This is a genomic window from Brevundimonas sp. GW821-FHT10A07 (assembly GCF_059415785.1).
Genome location: NZ_JBWKNX010000009.1, coordinates 51,358 through 69,973, shown reverse-complemented (window position 1 = coordinate 69,973; position 18,616 = coordinate 51,358). Strand labels below are relative to the sequence as shown.

Here is an 18,616-nt window from a genome sequence, read left to right as displayed (position 1 = left end):
TCTCCGACCCGGCGCGATCGGGCGATCTTCGGATCGTAACGTGCGCCAGGCGGGATCCACGGCCCCGGTCTTCGACGGTCTCAGGATCGACGAAAGGCGGGGAACCGGATCGGGATCGACGGACGACGCGGCCGCAAGGCCGTGGAACGCCAGAGACCCGGAGCGCAACAGGATACAGCCGACCGCCCTTTCGGGTTCGCTCGAAACGGCGCTGACGCCAAGGTCCAGACCCAGCCGGCCAAGTCCAACCCGGACTTGGCGAGGGGACGAAGAGCACGGGTTCCCCCCGAACGCTTCGTCCCCTCGCTCAATTGGGGCCGAATTCACAGACTTACGCTAGACAGACGCCGCCCCATCTGCACCCATGCCGTGCAGTTGGAGATCGTCATGCGCGCATTACAGACCGCCCTGTGCATCCTGGCCGCCGGCGCCGTAACGACGGCCGGTTCGGCGAAGGCCGACCCACGGCTGCAGGACGCGGGGCCGCCCCCACCGACGCCCTCGCCCATCAGCGTCAGGCCCGGCGTCCTGATCGGGCCGGCCCCATCGGTCGAGAACACCATCCTGCAGCTGCCACAGGCCGAAGCGACGTGCGAAGGCCTCGCGGTTCAGCCCCTCTACGCCGACGACCTGCCGGTCGAGAACACCTTCGACCGCGACGCAGGACGCCCCGACGCGGTGCTGGGCTTCTCAATCGCCGGAGACGGGCGCACCCGCGACATCCGCCGACTGGCGCCGTCGGTTCAGGACGCCGTCATGGTGTCGGGAGCGACCGTCGCCGACCAGCATCAGGCCGCCCTGTCCGCCTGGCGTTTTCCCGCCGGCGCCCGCAGCGACTGCCGCCTGACCATCCGCTACCGCGCCACGCCCTTTGCCGAGGCGACCCAGGACGATCTGCTGCGCTATTTCGCCGTCACCCGGACCAACGGGCCCCTGCGCCGCGCGGTGGCGTCCAAACTGGCCGGACCCGAGGCGGACTGCGGCGGCCCCGAGCGGCGCGGCGGTCGGTCTCCGCGCACCGTCAGCTACCCCGACAGCAAGATCGGGCGCCGCCCCCCGCCCGGCGGCCGGTCGTGGACCGTGCTGCGCTGGAACACCAACGCCGAAGGCCGGGCGACAGAGGTCGAGACCCTGGGCTCGTCCGGCGACGCCGACTTCGACGCCGAAACCCGCCGCGCCGTGTCCGAGACCGTCGTCCAGCCCGGCCCGCCGCAGAAGGGCTGCGTCTACAACTTCTACCGCATCGGCCCCGCCCTGCTCGCGCCCGACCTGCCGCCGTCTGCGGACGATCCCTTGCAGGTCTGCCCCCCCGAGGTCGAGGACCGGTTCCACGCCCAGGGCCTGCCGCGCACCTATCCGCGCGCCTTCGCCGACCGCGCCATCGAGGGCTGGGCCCTGGTGCGGTTCGACACCGCCACCTGGGGCCAGATCGGCAATGTCGCCGTCATAGACGCCCAGCCGGCCGAAGCCTTCGGCGAGGCCGGGCGCCGCACAGTTCAATCCGGCCGCGCCGATCCGGGCTTCACCGCCGGCGTGCGTTGCGTCGTGCCGGTCCGCTACCGGATGCCGGAAAGCGTCGCATCCAACAGCGGACCAGACAGCGCCCCAGACAGCGCCCCAGACGCCGACATCGTGCTGGACTGAACCCCCGCCTTCCCAAGGCCTGCATCCCCTCGTAAAGCAGGGCCATGATCCAGCTTGGGAATCGCCTGCTGACCCGTCGCCGCGCCCTGCTCGCGGGCGGCGCGGCCGTGGTCGGGGGGGCGGCGCTGGGCCTGCGCGCCTGCGACCGATCAGAGGCGCCGGTGGATGAACAGGGCCGGGTGCGGCTGCGTTTCGCTACCGACTGGCGGGCTCAGGCCGAACAGGGCGGCTTCTATCAGGCCCTGGCGACCGGCGCCTATGAGAAGCGCGGCCTGAACGTCCAGATCGTTCAGGGCGGGCCGGGCGTCAACGTGCCGCAACTGCTGGCCTCGGGCGCCGTCGAACTGGGCATGGGGTCCAACAGCTTCATCCCGATGAATCTGGTCGCGGCCGGCGCCCCCGTTAAGGCCGTCGCCGCCTTCTTCCAGAAGGACCCCCAGGTCCTGATCGCCCACCCGGACCCCGCGCTGGAGACCATCGCCGATCTGAAGGGCCGGCCCTTCCTGCTGGCCGACGCCTCGATCAACGCCTTCTGGGTCTGGCTGAAGGCCAAATACGGCTTCACCGACGACCAGGTGCGCAAATACACCTTCAACCTGGCGCCCTTCCTGGCCGACAAGCGGGCGGTGCAGCAGGGCTATCTGACCAGCGAACCCTACACCATCGAACAGGAGGCCGGGTTCGAGCCCAAGGTCTTCCTGCTGGCCGACGAAGGCTATCCCTCCTACGCGGCCATGGTCCTGGCCCCCAACGCCTTCGCGCGGGACAACGCCACGGCCCTGCGCAGCTTCATCGCCGCCTCGGCCGAGGGCTGGCGCGACTATCTGCGGGGCGATGCGGCGCCGGGCGACGCCCTGATCCGCAAGGACAATCCGGAAATGACCCAGGCCATCCTGGACCAGGCCCGGCAGAAGCTGCGCGACAACGCCATCGTCGACGGGGGCGACGCCGCCCTGTACGGCCTGGGCGCCATGACGGCCGACCGCTGGCAGGCCTTCTTCGAGGTGGTCAGCCAGGCGGGGGTGTTCGACCCCGGCCTGAACTGGCGCGAGGCCTTCACCGACAACTATCTGCCGGGCCGTGGCTAGACGTTACGGCGCGCACGACGCCGGGCCAGAATACGCCGCCTATCTTTCTGGGGTCACCGTCACTTACGCAGGACGGCCTCCCCTCGGCCCGCTCGACATCTGCGTCGAGCGTGGTGCAATCCTGGCCATTCTAGGCGCTTCGGGTGCAGGTAAGTCCACTATCCTGCGACTACTGGCTGGACTTGAGAAAGCACATTGCGGCGCGATTGCACGCACGCCGAATGCGACGACCGGCTTCGTCTTCCAGAGCCCTACCCTGATGCCCTGGGCCGACGCCCTGACCAATGTCGCCCTGCCGCTGGAGCTGGCGGGCGTATCCAAGATCCAAGCGCGCGAGCGGGCCGCCGCCGCCCTAACCGCCGTGGGCCTGGGTGAACGGCTGAGCGCCCGGCCACGCCATCTGTCGGGCGGCATGGCCATGCGTGCCGCCCTGGCCCGCGCCCTGGTCACGGCGCCCGACCTGCTGCTGCTGGACGAACCCTTCGCCGCCCTGGACAGCGTGACCCGCCGCAAGCTGATCGAGGATCTGCACGCCCTGTGGTCCGGATCTGATCCGCGCCCGGCCGTGATCTTCGTCACCCACGACGTCGAGGAGGCCGTCTATCTGGCTCAGAGGGTCGTGGTGCTGGACGCCGCCACCGGCCGCGCGATCGCCGACCTGCCGACGCCCGGCGCCCCGCCCCGCCCCGAGCGCTGGCGCGCCGATCCCGCCTATCGCCAGACGGTCGAGGCGGTCGCCGACGCCCTGGAAGCCGCCATGGCTCCCAAAGCCGAGACGACGGCATGAGACGCCTGACTGATCTGGCCCCGCCGCTGGTCCTGGCCGTCCTGCTGCTGGCGGGGTGGGAGGCGGCCTGTCGCCTGCTGGACCTGCCCGTCTATTTCCTGCCGCCGCCAAGCGCGGTGGCCGTGGCCCTGGTCGAGGCGGGGCCGCGCCTGGCCGCCTCGGCCTGGATCACCTTCGGCATGGCGGTTCAGGCCCTGGTCCTGGCCGGGCTGGTCGGCGGGGGGCTCGCCCTGGCGGTGTCGCTGCACCCGGCGGCCGAGCGGGCCGTGCGGCCCCTGGCCGTGGCGCTTCAGGTCACGCCGGTCGTGGCCGTCGCCCCCCTGGTGCTGATCTGGGCCGGGCTGGACCACGCCGACCGGGCCGTGGTGGCCCTGGCGGCCGTCGTCGCCTTCTTCCCGCTGTTCTCGGGAATTCTGACCGGGCTGAAGTCGGCCGATCCCGACCTGGAGCGGCTGTTCGACCTGTATGGCGCCACGCCCCTGCAAAGACTGTGGCGGCTGCGCCTGCCCTCGGCGCTGCCGTTTGCGCTGGAGGGTCTGCGGGTCGCGGCGGGCCTTGCGGTCATCGGCGCCGTGGTGGCCGAATTCGTCTCGGGCTCGGGCGCGACCCAGGGTCTGGCCTGGCGGCTGCTGGAGGCGGGCAACCGCCTGCGCACGGCGGAAATGCTGGCCGGGGTCCTGTGCCTGACCCTGCTGGGCCTGGTGCTGAACGCCGCTGTCGGGGTGATCGGACGATTCCTGTTGCGCCGTTAGCGACGGGTTAAGCGATATCCGCCTAGGCTGGGGGTTGTCTTTTTGTTCGTGCGAGACCCGCCCCTTGCGACACGCCCTGATCCTGTCGACCGCCCTGATCGCCGCCTGCGCGGCGTCGGGCGCCGCCATGGCTCAATCTTCGGCGAGCGGCGCAGACGGCCTGCGCTACCTGTCCTGGCCGGGCAAGCCGCCGGTGGCGCAGGGCGCTGCGCCGACGCTGCGCCGCATCCCGCAGCCGACCCCGGTCGTCGCCGCCGTCGATACGCCCGTCAGCTTCATCCCGCCGGCCCGCCTGTCGGCCCCGGCGCCGGCCTCGAAGCCCACGCCGCATCGTGGTCTGACGCCGGCCAGCGACTGGATCGCGCCCGCGCCGACGACGCCGACGATGGCGACGACGCCCCAGCCCTATGTCGCCGCGCCCGCCCCCGTGGAGGCCGCGCCGCCCCCTGTTCAGGCCGAAACCGTCGTCGCAGCCCAGGACCCGGCGCCCGCACAGTCGCCGGTCCAGGCCCAGCCACACACCCAGACTCAGGCCCAGGCCGAAGCCGCGCCTGAGCCCGCCTTCGATCCGATGGCCCCGCGACGCGACGCGCCGATCTTCCGCCTCCAGCGCCAGACGACCGCCCAGACCGCGCCCGAAACTGCGGCCCAGGCCCAGGGCGGGACCAAGGGTGAGACCGGGGCTGAGACCGCCTCCGCCGCGCCGCCCGCCATGCTCCAGGCGGCCCTCGCCCCGGTCCAGGGCGCGCGCTTCTATTCGGTCCATCGTCAGGCCGGCCATCAGCCGGACCGGATCAACCCGGTCCAGCCCATCTATCTCGACGCCCTGCCGGTGGAGATGACCCAGACCCCGTCGTCCGCCGACCTGGCGCAACCCGACGGTCCGCCCGCCCTGCAGCGCAACAGCGACGGCTCGGTCCGGGCCATGCCCCAGACCACGGGGGACGACCTGCCATGACCGAACCCTCCGCCGAAGAACGGGCCATCATCATGGGCTCGCGCCTGCCCGATCTGATCGCCCTGGCCAACGAGGCCTCCAGCGAGAAGCGCCGGCTGCTGCTGCGCGAACTGACCGACCACTTCCTGGGCGGCGTCGAGCACAGCGTGGCCGAGACCGAGCTTTACGGCTCCGTCCTCGAAACCCTGTCGGAGGAGATGGAGACGGCCGTCCGCGCGGAACTGGCCGCCCGTTTCGCCGAGGCGCCCAACGCCCCGGCCAGCCTGATCCGGCGCCTGGCCGAGGATCAGATCGACGTCGCCGGGCCGGTCCTGCGCGCCTCGACCGTCCTGACCGACGCAGACCTGATCGACGTGGTCAGCCGCCAGGGCCAGGACCACATGCGCGCCGTCTCCGGCCGTACCGAGGTGTCCGAGGCCGTGTCCGAGATCATCGTCGAACGCGGCGACGACCACACCCTGGGCGTCCTGCTGCGCAACGACGGCGCCCAGCTGTCGCGCGCCGCGTCCGAGACTGCGGTCGAGCGCGCCAAGAACAACCCCGACCTCCACGCCCCGGCGGTCGAGCGCAAGAGCCTGCCCGCCGACCTGCTGAACGACATGTATTTCGTCGTCGAGGCCCGGCTGCGTCATCAGATCCTGGAACAGAACGCCCAGATGGACCCGGACCTGCTGGAGGCCGCCCTGGCCGCCGGGCGCGCCCGTGTCGCCACCGACGACGGCGCCCTGCCGGCCGACTACGCCGAAAGCCTGGCCTATGTCGACGAGCTGCACGCCGCCAACCAGCTGACGCCGCAGGTGCTGATCCGCTTCCTGCGCTCCAAGGGCCGCACGGCCTTCCTGGTCGCCCTGTCGCGTCTTTCGGACGTCGATTTCCACACCGCCCGCAACATCGTCGATCGCCGCGACCTGGACGCCCTGTCGATCATCTGCAAGGCGGCCGACATCGATCGGGCGATCTTCCTGACCTACGCCGTGTCGCTTCTGGGCGGGGATTCCAATCCGATGGGCCGGGCCGCCGCCTATGGCCGGATGTACGGCGAACTGACCCGCGACGCCGCCCAGCGCACCCTGCGCTTCTGGCGCATGCGCCGCGTCGCCCAGGCGGCCTGACAATCTCCCTCCCCTTCATGGGGAGGGGTGATCGCGCAGCGATCGGGGTGGGGCCCGAAAGGGCGTGAGCGAGACGCCTGTTCTCTACGTCCGAAAGACGATCAGCGCTGTCCTTACGGCCCCACCCGGGCTGCGCTTCGCTTCGCCGTCCCTCCCCATGAAGGGGAGGGAGAAAACAAAAACGCCCGCCTCCTTGCGGAAGCGGGCGCTTTCTACCGGTAAGGACCGGGCTTACTTCTTGGCGCGGGCGACGCGGGCCGGCTTGCGGCCGCCCTGGCCCAGGCCCATCTGCTTGGCCAGTTCCGAACGGGCCTTGGCGTAGTTCGGGGCGACCATGGGATAGTCTTTCGGCAGACCCCATTTGGCGCGGTAATCTTCGGGGCTCATGTCGTACTTGGTGCGCAGGTGGCGCTTCAGCGACTTGAACTTGCGACCGTCCTCCAGACAGATCAGGAAGTCGGCGTTGATCGACTTGCGGATCGGCACGGCCGGTTCCTTGGGTTCCGGCGGAACCTCGACGGGACCGTTGGAGACGCCCGACAGAGCGGCGTGAATATTGGCGATCAGCGCCGGCAGGGCTTCCGCCGTCACCGTGTTGTTGCCGACATAGGCCGACACGATGTCAGCGGTCATTTCCAGCAGTTCGGGCTTCTCGTCCATTCGCGGCGCCTCTTTCATAATCTATTTGCTTCGACTGAAACGCCAGCCGAACCTACCCTTCCGGCTCTTAGGGTTGTTTGAATGCAAAAGCAATCCGGGCGTTATGCGAACGACAAGGCTCTATATAACCACACTTGTGGTCATGCTGACCTAGCGTTTCAAGTCTTCGGTCAGGACCATCATGGCTGCACGTTCCGGCGCCGAATATTCATCGATCACCTCATCCTCGCCCTCACGAATCGCACGCAGGAGACTGGGGGTCAGGGCCGATGACAGAGACCAGTTCCAGTAACGCAATACGGTCTGCGCCCGATCCACGGCCAACATTTCATAGGTGATCTGCACACGTTCAAGGTCAGGATGCAGGCCGCCGTCGGCCGTCGTCTCCGGCCGACGCATCGAGCGCCACAGATTCAGCAGGTCCGCACGCGACAGACCCGTCGCCTTGCACAGGATCGCCAGGGGCTCGCCGCCCGGATCCCCCAGGATCTTGGCGCCGGTCAAAGGTTTGACGCCCGCCAGAAAGGCGATCTCCGACGCCGTCTCGCGCGACAGGCCGTCTTGCGCCGCCACCGACAGGGCGTGTTCCAGCCCGTCAAAGGGGCTCTTGTCGATGGCCGCGCGGTTGCGCTGGCGTCGCTCGATGAACTGCAGGGCCTTGCGCGCGACGGGGTCCGACCAGCCCTCGGCCGCGGCCATGGCGAAGACGTCCTCGGACACCTCCTGCATCACCTCGCGCGACACGGCGAACCGCTGCAGGATGGTGCGCCGGTCGTCCGGGCCGCACCACCAGAACATCACATAGGCGCCGGCCGGTCTCAGCTCGGGCCGTTTCAGCAGCAGGCCGGACAGTTTCGGATGCGTCCGGCTCAGGCCGACCACGGCCTCGACCCCGACCTGGGACAGGCGGGCGGTGGGGTTGCGCAGCACCGCCTCCATCACCTCCATCTCGCCGAAGCCGAACAGGGTTTCGGTGACGATCTCGGACAGACCGCGACGCTCGGCCATGATCAGCCGATGCTCGGGTCCCGCGTCCCGCGCACACCCGACCAGATCCGCGTCGCTCAGGGACGCGCACTGTTCGATCAGCAGACGGGCGACCTCGGGCTCGTCGCGCAGCAGCAGCCGCGCGACGCTGCTGGGCAGTTCGGCCAGGGGCGCCAGCCGCGCCGCCACGCGCCGACGCTCCTCCGTCGATCCCAGCCGCAGCATCTCGACCAGCAGGTCGCCGGTCACGGCCCGTTCGAAAGCGTTGATCCGGCTGGCCGGCAGGGAGACGACGTCGGCCAGCCGCTTCAGCAACGCATGGCGCGCCTTCAGCGACGGCGGAGCCGCCTCTTCGTCATTCAGGGCCGACGCCTGGGTCATGGCGCCAAGACTAGGGTCTCAGAGTTAACCCGACGTATCAGCGACGCTCGGCTTTACAGGCCCTCGAAAAGCGCCGTCGACAGGTAGCGTTCGGCGAAGGACGGGATGATGACCACGATGGTCTTGCCCGCATTCTCGTCGCGGGCGGCCAGGCGGAAAGCCGCCGTCAGGGCCGCGCCCGAGCTGATGCCGACCGGGATTCCCTCGACGCGGGCCGCCTTGCGGGCCATGTCGAAACTCTCGTCGTTCGACACCTGTTCGATCCCGTCCACGACCGAGGCGTCATAGATGGCGGGGGTGAAGCCCGCGCCTATGCCCTGGATCTTGTGCGGGCCGGGCGCGCCGCCCGACAGGACCGGCGAAGCCTCGGGCTCGACCGCGATCATCCGGATCGAGGCCTTGCGGGCCTTCAGCGCCTGGCCGACGCCCGAGATGGTGCCGCCGGTGCCGACGCCGGCCACCACCATGTCCACGGCGCCGTCGGTGTCGTTCCAGATCTCCTCGGCCGTGGTCGCGCGGTGAATGGCGGGATTGGCCAGGTTCTCGAACTGCGACGGGATCACCGCATTGGGGGTGGTCTCCAGCAGTTCCTGGGCGCGGGCGATGGCGCCCTTCATCCCCTTCTCGGCCGGGGTCAGCTCCAGCTGGGCGCCCAGCAGGGCCAGCATCTTGCGCCGTTCGATCGACATGCTCTCGGGCATGCACAGGATCAGCTTCAGCCCCTTGGCGGCGGCGACGAAGGCCAGGGCGATGCCGGTGTTGCCGCTGGTCGGCTCGATCAGCACCGTGTCGGCGTTGATCCTGCCCGCATCCTCCAGCGCCTCGACCATGGCGACCCCGATCCGGTCCTTGACCGAGGCGATGGGGTTGAAGAACTCCAGCTTGGCCAGCACGGTGGCCTTGGCCCCGTATTCTGCCGACAGGCGCGGCAGCCGCACCAGGGGGGTGTCGCCGATGGTGTCGATGATCGAGTCATAGACCTTGCCCCGCCCCTTCTTCAGATGGCGGGACGCGTCGTAGCTGAAGTCGGACATGGGGGCTCCGGTAAGGTCGGGTCGTTCAGGGTCCGTAACAGACAGGCGGCGAGATCGATCCGCAAGGGGGCGAGCGCGATGATTTCTGTCCGCCAGGATCAGATCCGGCGCCGCTTACGGCCGGCCTAGCCGAAGGAAACCCCGAACATCGCGATGCCGCACAGGACGACGATGCCGACGAATGAAACACCGGCGGCGAGAGCGCCAGGTCGTCAGGAGGGCGAACAGGTCGGCTTCAACCGCGAAATCACCCGCTTCTTCAGTCAGACCCTGCGCCGACGGCGGGCCCGGGAGGAAGTCTCTAGAAGGACTCCCACCCGTCCGCGTCGGGCTCCGACGCAGGCGCCAGGGCCGCGCCGCCGCGGCCGACGGTCTTCAGGGCGGCCACGGTGCGGGCGGGAGAGGCGGCGGGCCGGGCCGGAGCCGGAGCGGGGGCTGAGGCGGCGGGGCGCGCGCCGACACGGAAACGGGACACGGCGGCGGCCAGACCATCGGCCTCCTGGGACAGGGAGTGGCTGGCGGCGGTGGACTGTTCGACCATGGCCGCATTCTGCTGCGTCATCTGGTCCATCTGATTGACCGCCGTATTGACCTGCTGCAGCCCTGTCGCCTGTTCGGCGGCGGACGAGGATATCTCCGTCACCAGGCCTTCGATCTGGGCGACATGGGCCACGATCCGGTCCAGCGCCTGACCGGTTTCGGTCACCAGTTTCACGCCCGACCCGACCTGCACGGTCGATTGTGTGATCAAACCCTTGATCTCCTTGGCCGCCTCGGCCGAACGTTCGGCCAGGGCCCGCACTTCCGACGCCACCACGGCGAAGCCCCGGCCGCTTTCGCCCGCCCGCGCCGCCTCGACCCCGGCGTTCAGGGCCAGCAGATTGGTCTGGAAGGCGATCTCGTCGATGACGCCGATGATCTGGTTGATCTGGGCCGACGAGCGTTCGATCTGTCCCATGGCGGCGACGGCGTCGCGCACCACCGCGCCGCTCTTGTCGGCGTCGTCGCGCGCCGCCTGGACCGCGCCGGCGGCCTGGATCGCCCCTGCGGCGGTGGCTTTGACGGTCGCTGTGACCTCGTCCAGGGCGGCGGCGGTCTCTTCCAGACTGGCCGCCTGTTGTTCGGTGCGGCGCGACAGGTCGTCGGCGGCCTTGGCGATCTCGGCGGCGCCGGCGTTGATCGCGCCCGTATTGGCGGCGATGGTGCCGATGGCCTCCTGCAACCCCTCGACGGCGGCGTTGAAATTAGTCCGCAGCTGTTCGTAGGCGGGCGGGAAGGCGTCGGTGATGCGCACCGTCAGGTCGGCCTGGGCCAGGGAGTCCAGCCCGCGGGTCAGTCCGGTGACGACGATCGCCTGCTCACGGGCGGCGGCCTCGCGCGACTGGTCGCCGACCGCGCGGTCCTCTTCCTCCTTCGCCCGGCGCCGGCCGGCCTCGGCCGCCTCGGCCTCGGCGCGGGCGACGATCAGGGCCTGGATGTCGACGACGGCGCGGGCGATGTCCCCGATCTCGTCCTTGCGGCGGGCCTCGCCCAGCTTCACCTCGGTCTGGCCCTGGGCCATGGCGCGCAGGCCCCCGGTCAGGCGGCGGATCGGCGCCACCAGGCCGCGCGACCCCGCCAGGATCAGGCTGATGCTGATCAGCAGGCTGGCGAGCACGGCGGCCATCATCACCATCTGTCCCGTCCTGGCCTCAGCCTCGGCGGCGGCGCGGTTCTTCTCGGCTGCGGCTTCGATCCTGTCGGCCGCCGCGCTCATGGCGGTCTCCAGGGCCGTGAACTGGGTCAGGAAGTCGGTCATGCCGCCCTGGGCCGCGACCGGATCGTTGGCGGCGAGTTCGACCATCCGGGCCGCCGCCGCGATATAGGCCTGAAGCGGCGCCTCGACCGCCTTCAGGGCCGCCTGGATCTCCGGGTCCGTCGCCAGGGCGTTGTTTTCCGCAATGGCCTGTTCGAAGATTTCGCGGTGCTCGGCCAGATCGGCCGTCACTGCATCGATATCGACGCCGTTGGCGGGATCCTTGGCCAGCATGGCGCCGAACACGTCGGAGCGCAGGGCGTCATGCATCATGTCGGCCTGCATGTGGTTGCGCAGCACGCTCGACGACACCGACGCCCGCTCCAGCGCCCCGGCCAGCTTGGCGTTCATCACCAGACCGACGCCCGCCGTGCCCACGGAAAGCAGCAGGACGATGATCCCCGTGGCCGTGACCTTCTTGCCTATCGTCCAGATCATGACCGCTCCCGCCAACCTGACATTCCTTCGAACCGCGGTACACGAATTCTGGTTAATGCAAGATTTTCGGCCGCCTACGTCGTTTCCTCGTGGTCGCTTAAGGACGATTTTCATTCCGCCGGGATTACGCCGCTCTTTGAACAGAACGGACGTATGGCCATGCAGAACGCTAAGCCCTCGGTTTTCAAACCCCTCGTCGCGGCGGTCGCCGCTGCCTGCGCCGCAATGGGCGCCGCAATGGGCGCCGCCCCGGCCCAGGCCCAAGACCAGGCCCAGGACCAGGCCCGCGCGGCGGACCCGGACTGGACCCTGTCGGCGGAATATACGGCCGATGTCTCGGGCGTCGTTTCCGGCGGCGCGAAACGGGCGGGCCGTTATCTGGACAATCTGAGCGTCGAACTGGACGGCGACCTGGAACAGGCCTGGGGCTGGCGCGGCGCGCGACTGCATATGTCCGGCCTCTATAACGGCGGGGGCGAGCCCAACGCTCTGGCCGGAACCCTGCAGGGCGTCGACAATATCGAGGTCGGGGCCCAGGGCGCCCGCCTGTTCGAGGCCTGGATCGAACAGGATCTGGGCGGATCGGCCACGCTTCTGGCCGGCCTGTACGACCTCAACAGCGAATTCTACGCCACCGAGGCCTCGGGCCTGCTGATCTCGCCGCCGTTCGGCATCGGCTCCGAACTGGCTTCGACCGGCCCCAACGGCCCGGCCATCTTCCCCTCCTCGTCCCTGGCGGCGCGCCTGCGGGTCGGCGAGACGGACAAGACCTATGTCCAGTTCGCCGTCGTCAACGCCGACGCCCGCACCTTCGGCGATCACGGCGGGGTGGACACGGACCTGGACCACGGCGTCCTGGCCATCGCCGAGTTCGGCGGCCACGCCCCACTCCCCTCCGGCCCCGTCCGCTACGCCTTCGGCGTCTGGCGCTACAACCAGCGTCAGGACGACATCCGTGACCTGACGCCCGATGGCGACCCGGCCCGCAGCATCGCCCAGGGCGCCTACGCCCTGGCCGAGGGACCGGTCTGGGGCGCCGCCGCCCCCGACGGCCCCCAGATCGACGCCTTCGCCCGCCTGGGCGTGTCGGACGGCGACACCACAGACTTCAAGGGCGGCTGGCAGGCCGGCGTTCTGGTGCGCCAGGTCTTCGCCGCCCGCCCGGACAGCCAGCTGTCCTTCGGCGTCCACCAGGGCTGGCTGTCCTCCAAGGCCCGCGCCAACCTGGCCGACACGGGCGCCGCCCCCGACCGGTATGAAGAGGGACTGGAGCTGACCTACGCCGACCGCATCGGCCGTTTCACGATCCAGCCGGACATCCAGCTGATCCGCGATCCCGGCGGCCTGAAGGATGCCGACGACGTGGTGGTGGTGTCGCTGCGGGTGATCACGCCGCTGTTCTGAACCTCTAGCGTTGCAGCACCACGCGGGCGGGATCGAAGCCGACGACCTCGCGGATCACGATCATGCTCTTGAAGCCGCGCACGCCCTTTTCGGGGATCAGTTCGCGGATGCCGAAGGCCTCGTAATCCTGCATCGAGCGGACGGCGACGGTCAGCAGATAGTCGGTCTCGCCCGTGACGTCCCAGGCGCCCAGGACCTCGGGACTGGCCCTCATGGCGTGCTGGAAGGCCTCCATCACCTTGCGGTCCTGGGTGTTCATCTCGACCTGGACATGGAGGACGATGCGCGGCTCGACGCGAGCGGGATCGATCACGGCGACGTCGGCGACGATGACCCCTTCGGCCCGGAGGCGCCGCATCCGCCGCAGCACCGCCGATTCCGACAGGCCCACCGCCGCGGCCGTGACCCGCGCCGGCTCCTGATTGTTGCGCCGCGCCCGCGCCAGCAGCCGCCGGTCGAACTCATCCAGGGTGACGAAATTCGTCATATCACGCTCCTTAACGCCGATTTTCGGCGCAAGAGGGCCGGAAATCGGCGAGATACGCAAGCGGCTTTGGGCTATCTCTCGTCCCATGACCGCGCCCAGCCTGAGCCCGAGCCTGCAATCCCCGCTGATCGCGCGGCTGATCCCCTACGCCGCCCTGTTCGCGGGCATGATGATCCTGGCGGGGGGCACCTCCTTCGCCAAGAGCCTGTTTCCGCTGATCGGGGCGCAAGGGGCCACGGCCTATCGGGTCGGGATCTCGGCCCTGCTGCTGGTTCTGGTGTTCCGGCCCTGGCGGTTCGCCCTGACCCGGGCCGATCTGAAGGCCGTCGTCCTGTACGGCGTCGTCCTCGGGGCGATGAATCTGAGCTTCTACATGGCGCTGCGCACCATTCCGCTGGGCGTCGCCATCGCCATCGAATTCGTCGGGCCGCTCAGCCTGGCCCTGATCCATTCGCGCCGGCCGATCCATTTCGCCTGTATCGGCTTTGCGGTGCTGGGCCTGGGCCTGCTGCTGCCGCTGAAGGGCGGGGCGGGATCGCTGGACCCGGTCGGCGTGGCCCTGGCGGCCTTCGCCGGCCTGTGCTGGGCGCTGTACATCATCTTCGGCAAGCGGCTGACCCATCTGCATCCGGGCCAGTCGGTGGCCCTGGGCATGAGCGTGGCGGCGATGGTCGTCGTGCCCTTCGGCCTCGCCCACGCCGGGGCGGCCCTGTTCAACCCGGCTATCGTGGTCGCCGGCCTGGCGGTGGCGATCTTCTCCAGCGCCCTGCCCTATTCGCTGGAGATGGTGGCCCTGCGCGGCATCCCCAAACGCACCTTCGGCGTGGTCCTGAGCGCCGAACCGGCCATCGGCGCCCTGGCCGGCTTGGTCGTGCTGCACGAACACCTGACCGGCCAGCAATGGATCGCCATCGCCGCCATCGTCATCGCCTCGGTCGGGGCCATCGCGACGACGCGGGAGACGCTCCTGCCCGCTACGAAGAAGGGCCGGGGCTGACCTACGCCAACCGCATCGGCCGCCTCACGATCCAGCCCGACATCCAGCTGATCTGCCAGCCTGGCGGCCTGAAGGACGCCGGCGACGTGGTGGTGGTGTCGCTGCGCTTGATCACGCCGCTGTTCTGAGCACTCTCGCTTCTCAGATCAGAAGCATGATTGCGTTGCCGAAATTGTGCAGCAGCACCGGCAAGGCCAGGCTGCGTGTTTTCAGAACCAGCCAGACCGCAATCAGGGACGGCAGCGCCGTCAGGGCCATGGTCAGGGCGTCGAAGGTGAAACGCCCGTCGCTGTAGCCGAAGGCATGTGCCAGACCGAACAGAGCGCAAGACAGCATGGCGCCCAACCCCCAATCCACGCCCAGAACCCTCACCCGTCCTGCGAAAGCCCGGCCGAGCGCCACAAGCAGGACGCCGCGATAGAAGGCTTCTTCCTCCAAACCGGGCATGGTCAGCTGAAATGCGAGTGTCTCAGGCCCGGCCGCTTCGTTCGGAAACGCCAGGGCAAGGACCAAGAAGAGGCCCACATAGAGTCCGGCCACGGGGAGTGCGGTTTTCAGGCTTCCAGGGGACTGTTCCCACGTCAGCCCCGAGCGGCGGCGGCCGAAGGCCGGCAGGGCGACGACAGCAAGGGTCGAGCCAAGCGCCAGGATCTTGCCTTGCCAGTTCCAATCGCTCTTCGGGAGCAGGTCCGGAAACAGGCCGTAGCCGTTCGTCAGCATCAGATCATTGAGCAAGACCAAGCCTGCGGCGATCAAAAGCCAGCGCCAGGACGGTCGCCCCGGCAGGACCAGTCCCAAGAGCCCGCCTGTGCCAAGCAGCAGGCCGATGACGCCCAGTATTCCGATAAGCCCGTTCACAATTCGCTCCTAGTCTCTGCGAGAGGGCGGATCGTGCGACGGCAGGTGGCGGGTCGGCTCCTCGAAACCCGGCGAAAAACGCCTCAAAACCCGGCGCCGTCCCCCAAAAGCTTGGCCCCCGCTCGGCCGGACAGCCGGGCTTTGCGATAGGCGCTCGGCGTCATGCCTTCCGTCATCTGGAAGACACGGTTGAATGACGGAAGGGAGGCGAAGCCGCTGTCCATGGCGATTACGATCAGCTTGTCGCCCCGCCTCGCCGGGTCGGCGAGAAGACGTCGCGCCTCGTCCATCCGCTGGGCGTTCAGAAAGGTCCGGAAATGATCATAGCCGAGCTGATGATTGATCAGCTCCCGCACCGCGCGCTCTGACGCGCCCATCGCCCGTATGAAGGTCGCCAGATTCAGGGAGGGATCCAGATAGATCTTCTCGACCTCGATCAGGCGGCGCAACCGGTCGCCGAGCTTCCCGTCCCTCGGTACGGCGACCACGCCCGAGGCCGCCGCCTCAGGTCCCGACGCCCCTCGCGGTCGTTGGTCGCCCGCCAGCACCAGCAGCCAGGCGGCGAAGGCGAGACAGGCCGTGTTTTGGGCGATGACGTAGGCCTGGGACGTCCACTCCAGCCCCAGGAAGACGTCGGCGCCCATGTCGACGATCAGCAATCCCGCAAGCACGGCCACGACCGCAAGGCGCGAGCGACGGCGGCGATTCAGCAGATCGCCCGCCCGGTCACGGTACATCCGCCAGGTCAGGTGCCCCATCATGACGAAGCCCATTACGATGAGCAGCCACGACAGGCCCTGCCCCTCCAGTCCTGCCCCGAACACCCCCCGGTCGGCCAAGGCGACGACGATCCAAGCCAGGCCCAGAGCCAGGACCGGACCGCGCGGCCTGAAGGTCCAGTCGAAAACCGACAGGCAGAACCACCACAGGAAGACGGCCGTGACCCCGCTCAGCAGAACCGCGAGGCGCCCGATCTCGCCTGTCAGCCGCAGCGCGGGCTCCGCCGTATTGCCGGCCAGATAGCCGCACAGGCAGAGGGCGAAGGGGGCGAAGAAGCGATGGTCGGCCCTTGCCCCCCGACGCCAAAGCATCACGGCCGCGACTAGCAGCAAGGTCGCTCCGGCGACACGGACGATGATGTCGAACTGGTTCAGGTTCACGCGAGCCGCCTTCTAGCCCTCGGCGAGGGGGCGTCAAACCTCTGCCGGGAGGGGCCGGGAATCAAGGATCGCAAGCCCCCTTCACCCCCCGTTAACCACGATGGCCCATCTGGTTAACGCCTGTTCCTGGGGTCCGTCTTGCACACTCTCGTCGCCGCCGTCGAAGCGATCGATCCGCTGGTCGTCACCGGCAAGGTCGCGGGCGTCTCGGGCCTGCTGATCGAGTCGCGCGGCGGCCTGTCGCGTCTGGCGGTCGGGGCGCGGGCCGAGATCAGTCGGCGCGGGCAGACGGCCCTGCCGGCCGAGGTGGTGGGGTTCCGCGACGCCAAGGCTCTGCTGATGCCGTTCGGCCCTGTCGAGGGGGTGGCGCCCGGCGCCGAGATCCGCATCATCGACCAGGCCGCCAGCGTGCGCCCGACCACGGCCTGGCTGGGCCGGATCATCGACGCCTTCGGCAATCCCATCGACGGCAAGGGCCCCCTGCCCCAGGGGCCGGTCCCCTATCCGCTGCGCGCCCCCCCGCCCCCGGCCCATTCGCGCGGCCGGGTGGGCGAGCGGCTGGACCTGGGGGTGCGGGCCATGGACGTCTTCACCACCACCTGCCGGGGCCAGCGCCTGGGCATCTTCGCCGGCTCGGGCGTGGGCAAGTCGGTGCTGCTGTCCATGCTGGCCAAACAGGCCACCTGCGACGCCGTCGTGGTCGGCCTGATCGGCGAACGGGGCCGCGAGGTGCGCGAGTTCGTGGAGGAGACCCTGGGCGAAGAGGGGCTGAGACGCGCCGTCGTCGTGGTCGCCACCTCGGACGAGCCGGCGCTGAAACGCCGCCAGTCGGCCTATATGACCATGGCCATCGCCGAATATCTGCGCGACCAGGACCTGGAGGTGCTGTGCCTGATGGACAGCGTCACCCGTTTCGCCATGGCCCAGCGCGAGATCGGCCTGGCGGCGGGCGAACCGCCGACCACCAAGGGCTATACCCCCACCGTCTTCACCGAACTGCCCAAACTGCTGGAGCGGGCGGGGCCGGGACCGGTGCGGCCCGACGGCACCACGGCGGCCCCCATCACCGCCCTGTTCACCGTCCTGGTGGACGGCGGCGACCATGACGAGCCCATCGCCGACGCCGTGCGCGGTATCCTCGACGGCCATATCGTCATGGACCGCAAGATCGCCGAGCGCGGCCGCTTCCCCGCCATCGACGTGCTGAAGTCGGTCAGCCGCACCATGCCCGCCTGCCAGACCCCGCCCGAGCGCGAACTGAACAAGCGCGCCCGCCAGGCCCTGTCGGCCTATGCGAACATGGAGGAGCTGATCAAGATCGGCGCCTATCGCACCGGGGCCGACCCCATCGTGGACCGCGCCATCGCGCTGAACCCCGCGCTGGAAGATTTTTTGAGCCAGGACAAGGACGACGCCACGCGTCTTACCGATTCCTTTACCCGGCTCGAGCACATCCTGAACCAAGGCATGATCAGAGAGTGACGAAATGACCGCTTGGGCCCAATCCCTGATCCGCATCTCCAACTACGAAGTCGAGACCCTTCAAAAACGCCTGGCCGAGATCACGTCCCGCCGCGCCACCGCCGAGATGCGCCTGGCCGTTCTGGACGCCGAGGTCGAGATCGAACGCGAGCGCGCCCGCGCGGACGCCGACGCCGGCATGATGCTGGCCGCCTATCTGAACGGCTGGAAGGCCCGCAAGGCCGCCGCCGAGGGCGACCTGGCCGTGGTCGAAGCCGAGGAGGCCGGGGCCCGCGACGCCCTGACCGGCGCCTTCGAAGAGCTGAAGAAGTTCGAACACGTCGCCGAAACCACCCGCCTGAACAAGCTGCTCGCCGTCGCCAAGCGCGAAACCGCCGCCTTCGACGAGCTGGGCCTGCGGAAACGTGCGGTCTGACGACCAACATGCGTCTCCCTCCCCCTGCGGGGGAGGGGCGTCGCGTAGCGACGGGGTGGGGGCGGCAAGGCGCCGTCGCACAGATTTGAGACGACACAGGTCTGTGGGGCCTTGCCCGGCCCGGCCCACCCGGCTTCGGCTACGCCTTCGCCCCCCTCCCCCGCAGGGGGAGGGAGA

General features: G+C 69.3%; 17 protein-coding genes. 10 read left to right on the top strand and 7 right to left on the bottom strand.

Annotated elements, in window-relative coordinates; translation table 11 throughout:
- The first annotated feature begins 387 nt into the window (after positions 1-387).
- The 6 genes from AC07NC_RS09350 (at position 388) to AC07NC_RS09325 (ending at position 6,341) form a co-directional block, all read left to right on the top strand.
- The gene (locus AC07NC_RS09350; RefSeq protein ID WP_494569368.1) at positions 388-1,644 is read left to right on the top strand and encodes an energy transducer TonB; all 1,257 of its coding nucleotides are present in this window, start codon (positions 388-390) and stop codon (positions 1,642-1,644) included.
- A gap of 44 nt (positions 1,645-1,688) precedes the next feature.
- Positions 1,689-2,732 carry an ABC transporter substrate-binding protein gene (locus tag AC07NC_RS09345; RefSeq protein ID WP_494569367.1) on the top strand — a complete coding sequence of 348 codons (1,044 nt, stop codon included), beginning with the start codon at positions 1,689-1,691 and terminating at the stop codon, positions 2,730-2,732.
- Positions 2,725-3,519, top strand: a complete 795-nt coding sequence (locus AC07NC_RS09340; RefSeq protein WP_494569366.1) for an ABC transporter ATP-binding protein — start codon at positions 2,725-2,727, stop codon at positions 3,517-3,519. Before AC07NC_RS09345 ends, AC07NC_RS09340 begins: the two co-directional genes overlap by 8 nt.
- Entirely contained in the window at positions 3,516-4,271 is a 756-nt protein-coding gene (locus AC07NC_RS09335) for an ABC transporter permease (RefSeq protein WP_494569365.1), read from the top strand. The genes AC07NC_RS09340 and AC07NC_RS09335 overlap by 4 nt, the downstream gene beginning before the upstream one ends.
- A gap of 64 nt (positions 4,272-4,335) precedes the next feature.
- A complete protein-coding gene (locus tag AC07NC_RS09330) occupies positions 4,336-5,229 on the top strand; it encodes a hypothetical protein (protein ID WP_494569364.1) in 894 nt (297 codons plus the stop codon).
- Positions 5,226-6,341 carry a DUF2336 domain-containing protein gene (locus AC07NC_RS09325; RefSeq protein WP_426026600.1) on the top strand — a complete coding sequence of 372 codons (1,116 nt, stop codon included), beginning with the start codon at positions 5,226-5,228 and terminating at the stop codon, positions 6,339-6,341. Before AC07NC_RS09330 ends, AC07NC_RS09325 begins: the two co-directional genes overlap by 4 nt.
- 231 nt (positions 6,342-6,572) lie before the next feature.
- Here AC07NC_RS09325 and AC07NC_RS09320 read toward each other — a convergent pair whose 3' ends face one another.
- The 4 genes from AC07NC_RS09320 to AC07NC_RS09305 all read right to left on the bottom strand — a co-directional run bounded on the left by AC07NC_RS09320 (position 6,573) and on the right by AC07NC_RS09305 (position 11,636).
- Complete coding sequence (locus AC07NC_RS09320) at positions 6,573-7,001, bottom strand: Ros/MucR family transcriptional regulator (RefSeq protein WP_008260928.1); 429 nt, start codon at positions 6,999-7,001, stop codon at positions 6,573-6,575.
- A gap of 150 nt (positions 7,002-7,151) precedes the next feature.
- A complete protein-coding gene (locus AC07NC_RS09315) occupies positions 7,152-8,369 on the bottom strand; it encodes a DUF2336 domain-containing protein (RefSeq protein WP_035311058.1) in 1,218 nt (405 codons plus the stop codon).
- A 53-nt stretch (positions 8,370-8,422) separates the two neighbouring features.
- On the bottom strand, positions 8,423-9,403 hold the full coding sequence (gene cysK / locus AC07NC_RS09310; protein ID WP_494569363.1) for a cysteine synthase A: 981 nt from the start codon (positions 9,401-9,403) through the stop codon (positions 8,423-8,425).
- Between the two features lie 301 nt (positions 9,404-9,704).
- The gene (locus AC07NC_RS09305; RefSeq protein WP_494569362.1) at positions 9,705-11,636 is read right to left on the bottom strand and encodes a HAMP domain-containing methyl-accepting chemotaxis protein; all 1,932 of its coding nucleotides are present in this window, start codon (positions 11,634-11,636) and stop codon (positions 9,705-9,707) included.
- Between the two features lie 159 nt (positions 11,637-11,795).
- Here AC07NC_RS09305 and AC07NC_RS09300 point away from each other — a divergent pair, with 159 nt between their 5' ends.
- Positions 11,796-13,040, top strand: a complete 1,245-nt coding sequence (locus tag AC07NC_RS09300) for a carbohydrate porin (protein WP_494569361.1) — start codon at positions 11,796-11,798, stop codon at positions 13,038-13,040.
- A gap of 4 nt (positions 13,041-13,044) precedes the next feature.
- Here the strand turns inward: AC07NC_RS09300 and AC07NC_RS09295 are convergent, their stop codons facing one another.
- A complete protein-coding gene (locus AC07NC_RS09295) occupies positions 13,045-13,527 on the bottom strand; it encodes an Lrp/AsnC family transcriptional regulator (protein WP_494569360.1) in 483 nt (160 codons plus the stop codon).
- An 85-nt stretch (positions 13,528-13,612) separates the two neighbouring features.
- Between AC07NC_RS09295 and AC07NC_RS09290 the strand changes: the two genes are divergently transcribed.
- Entirely contained in the window at positions 13,613-14,524 is a 912-nt protein-coding gene (locus AC07NC_RS09290; protein ID WP_494569359.1) for an EamA family transporter, read from the top strand.
- Between the two features lie 141 nt (positions 14,525-14,665).
- Here AC07NC_RS09290 and AC07NC_RS09285 read toward each other — a convergent pair whose 3' ends face one another.
- Together AC07NC_RS09285 and AC07NC_RS09280 are read right to left on the bottom strand one after the other, a co-directional pair.
- Positions 14,666-15,382, bottom strand: coding sequence for a CPBP family intramembrane glutamic endopeptidase, BDIM_20840 family (locus AC07NC_RS09285; protein WP_494569358.1), 717 nt, complete (start codon positions 15,380-15,382; stop codon positions 14,666-14,668).
- A gap of 83 nt (positions 15,383-15,465) precedes the next feature.
- Positions 15,466-16,542: an AraC family transcriptional regulator gene (locus tag AC07NC_RS09280; RefSeq protein WP_494569357.1), complete on the bottom strand. Its 1,077-nt coding sequence runs from the start codon at positions 16,540-16,542 to the stop codon at positions 15,466-15,468.
- A gap of 138 nt (positions 16,543-16,680) precedes the next feature.
- On the opposite strand from AC07NC_RS09280, the gene fliI reads away from it, so the two are divergent.
- Together fliI and AC07NC_RS09270 are read left to right on the top strand one after the other, a co-directional pair.
- Positions 16,681-18,024, top strand: a complete 1,344-nt coding sequence (gene fliI, locus AC07NC_RS09275; RefSeq protein ID WP_372705273.1) for a flagellar protein export ATPase FliI — start codon at positions 16,681-16,683, stop codon at positions 18,022-18,024.
- Positions 18,025-18,028: 4 nt separating this feature from the next.
- Positions 18,029-18,439, top strand: coding sequence for a flagellar export protein FliJ (locus AC07NC_RS09270; protein WP_494569356.1), 411 nt, complete (start codon positions 18,029-18,031; stop codon positions 18,437-18,439).
- Positions 18,440-18,616: the final 177 nt, after the last annotated feature.

Excerpts from the sequence above, each read along its gene's own strand:
- AC07NC_RS09350 (WP_494569368.1), top strand. The coding sequence starts at position 388 with ATGCGCGCATTACAGACCGCCCTGTGCATCCTGGCCGCCGGCGCCGTA.
- AC07NC_RS09345 (WP_494569367.1), top strand. The coding sequence starts at position 1,689 with ATGATCCAGCTTGGGAATCGCCTGCTGACCCGTCGCCGCGCCCTGCTC.
- AC07NC_RS09335 (WP_494569365.1), top strand. The coding sequence starts at position 3,516 with ATGAGACGCCTGACTGATCTGGCCCCGCCGCTGGTCCTGGCCGTCCTG.
- AC07NC_RS09325 (WP_426026600.1), top strand. The coding sequence starts at position 5,226 with ATGACCGAACCCTCCGCCGAAGAACGGGCCATCATCATGGGCTCGCGC.
- AC07NC_RS09320 (WP_008260928.1), bottom strand. The coding sequence starts at position 7,001 with ATGGACGAGAAGCCCGAACTGCTGGAAATGACCGCTGACATCGTGTCG.
- AC07NC_RS09315 (WP_035311058.1), bottom strand. The coding sequence starts at position 8,369 with ATGACCCAGGCGTCGGCCCTGAATGACGAAGAGGCGGCTCCGCCGTCG.
- cysK (WP_494569363.1), bottom strand. The coding sequence starts at position 9,403 with ATGTCCGACTTCAGCTACGACGCGTCCCGCCATCTGAAGAAGGGGCGG.
- AC07NC_RS09305 (WP_494569362.1), bottom strand. The coding sequence starts at position 11,636 with ATGATCTGGACGATAGGCAAGAAGGTCACGGCCACGGGGATCATCGTC.
- AC07NC_RS09300 (WP_494569361.1), top strand. The coding sequence starts at position 11,796 with ATGCAGAACGCTAAGCCCTCGGTTTTCAAACCCCTCGTCGCGGCGGTC.
- AC07NC_RS09295 (WP_494569360.1), bottom strand. The coding sequence starts at position 13,527 with ATGACGAATTTCGTCACCCTGGATGAGTTCGACCGGCGGCTGCTGGCG.
- AC07NC_RS09290 (WP_494569359.1), top strand. The coding sequence starts at position 13,613 with ATGACCGCGCCCAGCCTGAGCCCGAGCCTGCAATCCCCGCTGATCGCG.
- AC07NC_RS09270 (WP_494569356.1), top strand. The coding sequence starts at position 18,029 with ATGACCGCTTGGGCCCAATCCCTGATCCGCATCTCCAACTACGAAGTC.